General features: G+C 45.6%; 3 protein-coding genes. 2 read left to right on the top strand and 1 reads right to left on the bottom strand.

From position 1 onward, the window contains the following. The first annotated feature begins 201 nt into the window (after positions 1-201). On the top strand, positions 202-1,947 hold the full coding sequence (locus tag B0H50_RS13530; protein WP_199219643.1) for a formylglycine-generating enzyme family protein: 1,746 nt from the start codon (positions 202-204) through the stop codon (positions 1,945-1,947). Positions 1,948-2,056: 109 nt separating this feature from the next. Here the strand turns inward: B0H50_RS13530 and rhuM are convergent, their stop codons facing one another. Then, positions 2,057-2,983, bottom strand: coding sequence for a RhuM family protein (gene rhuM, locus B0H50_RS12790; protein ID WP_408609883.1), 927 nt, complete (start codon positions 2,981-2,983; stop codon positions 2,057-2,059). A gap of 727 nt (positions 2,984-3,710) precedes the next feature. Between rhuM and B0H50_RS12800 the strand changes: the two genes are divergently transcribed. Next, complete coding sequence (locus B0H50_RS12800; RefSeq protein WP_106197340.1) at positions 3,711-4,607, top strand: carbohydrate kinase family protein; 897 nt, start codon at positions 3,711-3,713, stop codon at positions 4,605-4,607. The last annotated feature ends 166 nt before the right edge of the window (positions 4,608-4,773 follow it).

Genomic DNA, 4,773 nt, shown 5'->3' on the forward strand with positions numbered 1-4,773 from the left:
GTATGTCCATGTTTTTTTGAAGGCGTATTTCCTCTTTTTCAGAATAAAATCTATATTCACGATAGATGTCAACAACCATGATGGCTAACAGAGCCTATCGAAACTTTAACCGAAGCAGATTCTTGCCGCGCAGAAATTGCGGGCGATTCGATTTTTGTAAAAGACGAAGCGCAAGTTTACGTTTGCAAAGATAGCGAATGGGTGAGAGCGGCCGCCGAAAGCGAAGAAAGTTCTTCATCCGATGAAAATTTGAGCTCAAGCGAAAACGATAAAAATTCCAGTTCCAGCGAAAAGGTAAAAAGTTCTTCAAGCGAAAAAGCGGGAAGTTCGTCGAGCTATAAAACTGCGAGTTCTTCAAGTGGCAAAGCATCAAGTTCTAGCGCAAAAGATAAAAGCTCCGATTCGAAATCTAGCTCCAGTCAAAAAGATAACAGCTCTAGCAGCGTAGCAAAGTCGAGTAGCTCTGAAGAATCAAAGCCGTTTACTGTAGAATATTCGCTTTCGCCGGATTCGTTGACGGCAGCGCAGTCGGTAAAGGTTATCGTTAAGGTTTCGAATGACGAAAATTTGGACCTGCGTTATTACCTGAGCAAAGAAAAACCGGTGGTTTCAATCGGCGGCGGGAATGTCGATTGGACGGGCTCAATTAAAGACGGCAAAATTGCGAAGGAAGCCGACGGCACTTACAGCTTCGAAGTTTCCGAAGAAAACCAGATTGCGACGATTTACTGGGACAATTCGATTCGCGAAAAGGTTGAGACGATTGCGATTCCGCATGTGGATGTGACAGGCCCGGAAGCGCCGAGCCTGAAAATCGATTACGACATCGGAAACTTGACCGCAAACGTGACTGTTGTCGCCAAGGCGGACTTGGGCGGCCGCGTGAAAGCGGGACTTCAAAAGATCGAAGTAACCGTTGAAAAAATGGAAAGCGAAACGGTGACAAAAATTGAACAAACGAAGATTTTTAAGAATGTCGCCGAAGGCCAAGAATACAGCTTTACTACGAAAGCGCTGACTGGGAATGAAAATTACATTATCCGCGCGGTCGCCTACGACAAGGTCGAAAACAAGGGCAAGATTGCTTCGGAAGAAGTGAAAGCGTTATCGCAGAAATTAGGACAAAATATTACTGTCGGAAATGCCACGTACACGAAAACTGCGCTTGTGGCTGTAACAACGAAAAACGTGACGGTAACAGGTTCGGGCAGCGCTGGCGCCTTTGTCTCGGGCAGAAATGTGACTCTCAAGCCATATGCGATTGGAAAATACGAAGTAACGCAGGAACTTTACCAGGCGGTGATGGGCACGAACCCGAGTTACTTTACTTCAAGCCCTGCCAGCGGCGAAGTGCAAAAGTTGCGCCCGGTAGAAATGGTCAACTGGTTTGAAGCAATTGCGTTTACCAACGAACTGACGAAGAAAATGTTTGGTGCAAAATATTGTGTTTACTATTCCGATGCGAATTTCACGACAGTTTATACGAAGTCGGATGCTGCCAACAGCAAAACGCCGTACTTTGACACAACCAAGAAGGGCTACCGCCTGCCGACGGAAGCCGAATGGGAATTTGCCGCCCGTGGCGGAAACCAGTCCGCCAGCGCCTGGAGCTACACCTATTCGGGGTCGAACACGATTGGAAATGTTGCATGGTATACCGATAACTCCAGCAGCAAGACTCATGAAGTGGGCAAGAAGTCGCCGAATACCTTGGGACTTTATGATATGAGTGGAAATGTCTGGGAATGGAACTGGGACTGGTATGGCAGTAGCGTGAGTGGCTCTACACTTGTGACTGGTCCTATTTCGGGTTCTTACCGCGTGAGACGTGGCGGCAGCTGGCACGGCAGCCTTGCGTCTTACGCAACCGTGTCCGACCGCGACTGCTACAACACCCCGAGCAATCGCGACTACATCGACGGGTTCCGACTTGCTTATTCCCTGTAGGTTTATCCATCTGGAAATAGCCCTATAATCAACAACCGCGCCTGCAGACCGCAAAATCCGCAGGCGTTTTCGTTTTTTCAAAATTCTAAATTTGCCATATTTCAAAATCTCACTGGTTATCCTGATTAATCAAGTTCACGACGACTTTCACCATGATGTCTTTTTCATCGCTTTTGCTTTCGGCAATCATCAGCGTGAGGGCAACCAAAGTGTTGTCTGCGATTCGCTTGTGGCCATCGGCAGCGTACAAGATGCCGTTCTTTTCCATAAACCACAAGAAAAGCATTGCAGCGATGCGTTTGTTGCCATCGGTAAACGAATGATTTTTAATCACGAGATACAAAAGAGTCGCCGCTTTTTCTTCGACAGAAGGGTAGAGGTCCACACCTCCAAAGGTCTGGTAAATCTGTCCGATGGAACTTTTGAAACTTTCGTCTTTTTCGTTTGCAAACCAGGCGCTTTCGCCAAATTTTTTCTTTAATGCCTGAATTGCCTGCATCGCATTTTCATACGTTGCATGAAATTTTTGCTTCGTAGTCGTCTTTTTGACCGTTAACGTTTGGTAATCGTAATGGTCTAAAGTATCAAGCGCATAAACATAGTCCGAAATGACCGTGAACAATCCCGAATATTCATGCGTTGAAAGCTGATTTTGAAACGCAATCGTTCGACTCATCAACGCAACGACATCTTTCAAATCGTTGTAATGGTCCAGGCGATTCTGGTTTACCGCAAAGCCCTTGACAAGATAGTCTTTTAAAACCGAGGTCGCCCAGCGGCGGAATTGAACGCCCTGCTGGCTTTTGACATGGTATCCTACCGAGATGATGACGTCCAAATTGTAAATTTGAGTGGGACGATACTTGTACTGAGTATTATGCAAAATTTGCATATTACTTTTTTCGTTAATTTCGCCCTCGCTTATTGCGTTTTTGATATGACGAGCAATGACGGATTGATCTTTGTTAAACAGCATCACCATTTGCGCCTGCGTAAGCCACACGGTGTCGTTTTCGAGCTGGACATTTAATTCGATTTTTCCGTCTTAGGTTTTGTAAATTGCGATATTTGATTTTTGTGAATTCATAAATTCTCCATAAAAAATAGAGGTGCCTTTTGCGGCATCTGAAAAAAAATGATTTTATTATTTATTGGATGATTTGAAAGCGAATACAGGCGAGGGCATTCCTCGGCATTACTTGGCAAAAGCCGTCGCGCAAGTCGTGTTCTTGCGAGCTATCCTATATCACGTTCAAAAAGTGAAACGACTCGCCCGTGGATGCATACGCCTCTGTCAGCGAGAATGATGATATCTTGGTTGAATCTAATAAAAATTCCAGAAAATTGTTGATAAAATGAAATTTACAAAAACATGAGTGTCACCCTGAGTGGAGTGCGAAGCATTTGCTTACTGTGTCATCCTGAGTGGAGCCGTAGGCGAAACGAAGGATCTAGATGTTCACAAGTGCTAGATCCTACCCCAAAGGGGTAATTCAACTAAGGAACTAAAGTTCCAAGTTTCATATATTCAATTGCCGCAAGATTTTGTTCGAGAAACATCGCCGGCGCAAATGAAAAGCCGCCCTTTGAAATGTTGACCGTGCGAATCTCAATTTGAGTTGGGTATTGACACTACCCAGTTGATGGCCTTCTTTTTAGTTGAAAAAATATAATCAATTTTTAAAGGTGTAAGGTTTGCGTCGTCATTCTGAGCGTAGCGAAGGGATGATACTTTAGTAAGCGCGTTTGCTATATTATTTCGCATGAAATATCTCATAGGCATTGGTGAAATTTTGTTCGATTGCTTGCCTTCGGGGAAAAAACTCGGGGGAGCGCCTGCAAATTTTGCATACCATGCGACACAGTGTGGGCGAAACGGCTGCGTTGTAAGCGCAATCGGTAACGATAACCTCGGTGATGAAATCGTTCGCATTTTGGATAACGTTCAAATGCGTCACCAGCTTGAACGCGTGAATTACCCGACAGGAACGGTGCAAATTTCGCTTTCAAAAGGCGGAATCCCGCAGTATGAAATTTGCGAAGGTGTCGCTTACGACAATATTCCCTATACAAAAGAGCTTGCAAACCTTGCGAAAAATGCCGAAGCAGTTTGCTTTGGAACGCTTGCCCAGCGAAGCCCTGTGAGCCGCGCGACAATCCAGAAATTCCTTGACGATGCCTGCGATGCACTCCGCGTTTTTGACATCAACCTGCGCGAAAACTGGTATAGTAAAGAGGTGATTGTAAGCTCGCTTGCACGCGCAAACATTTTAAAAATTAACGACGAAGAACTCAATATTGTGGCGCCCATGCTCCTGGAAAACGACGAAGCACTCGCTTTGCGTGGGACGCACCTTGCCGCAGACAGAAAGTGCACAACCGAAATTTGCCGCAGGCTGATTTCAAAATTTGGCTTGCAAATGCTGATTCTTACTTGCGGTGCAGAAGGCTCGTTCGTGTTTTCTGCAAATGAAATCTCGGAAAAGAAAACGCCCAAAGTCAAGGTGGTCGATACCGTGGGCGCAGGCGATTCGTTTACCGCCGCATTCATCTCGCAGATTTTGAACGGGAAAAGCATTGCTGAAGCGCATGAGCGCGCGGTCGAAGTTTCCGCCTACGTTTGCACGCAACACGGGGCGATGCCTAAATATGTTATATAAGATAGTGGAATTCGTTGAAGAGTAGGATTAGAAAGAAAATTATTGCTGTCCGGTAAAAGTTCCAACATAAACACAATATGCTGAATACGCGCCGATTTCGACAGAAAGCGGTGCCTTTGCGTTTTGCGGGTCCCCTAGACAAGATTTAGCTGGAGCTGGCCGGGTG

Origin of the sequence: Hallerella porci, assembly GCF_003148885.1 — a bacterium.
In the GTDB taxonomy this organism is placed as follows: domain Bacteria; phylum Fibrobacterota; class Fibrobacteria; order Fibrobacterales; family Fibrobacteraceae; genus Hallerella; species Hallerella porci.

Excerpts from the sequence above, each read along its gene's own strand:
- B0H50_RS12800 (WP_106197340.1), top strand. The coding sequence starts at position 3,711 with ATGAAATATCTCATAGGCATTGGTGAAATTTTGTTCGATTGCTTGCCT.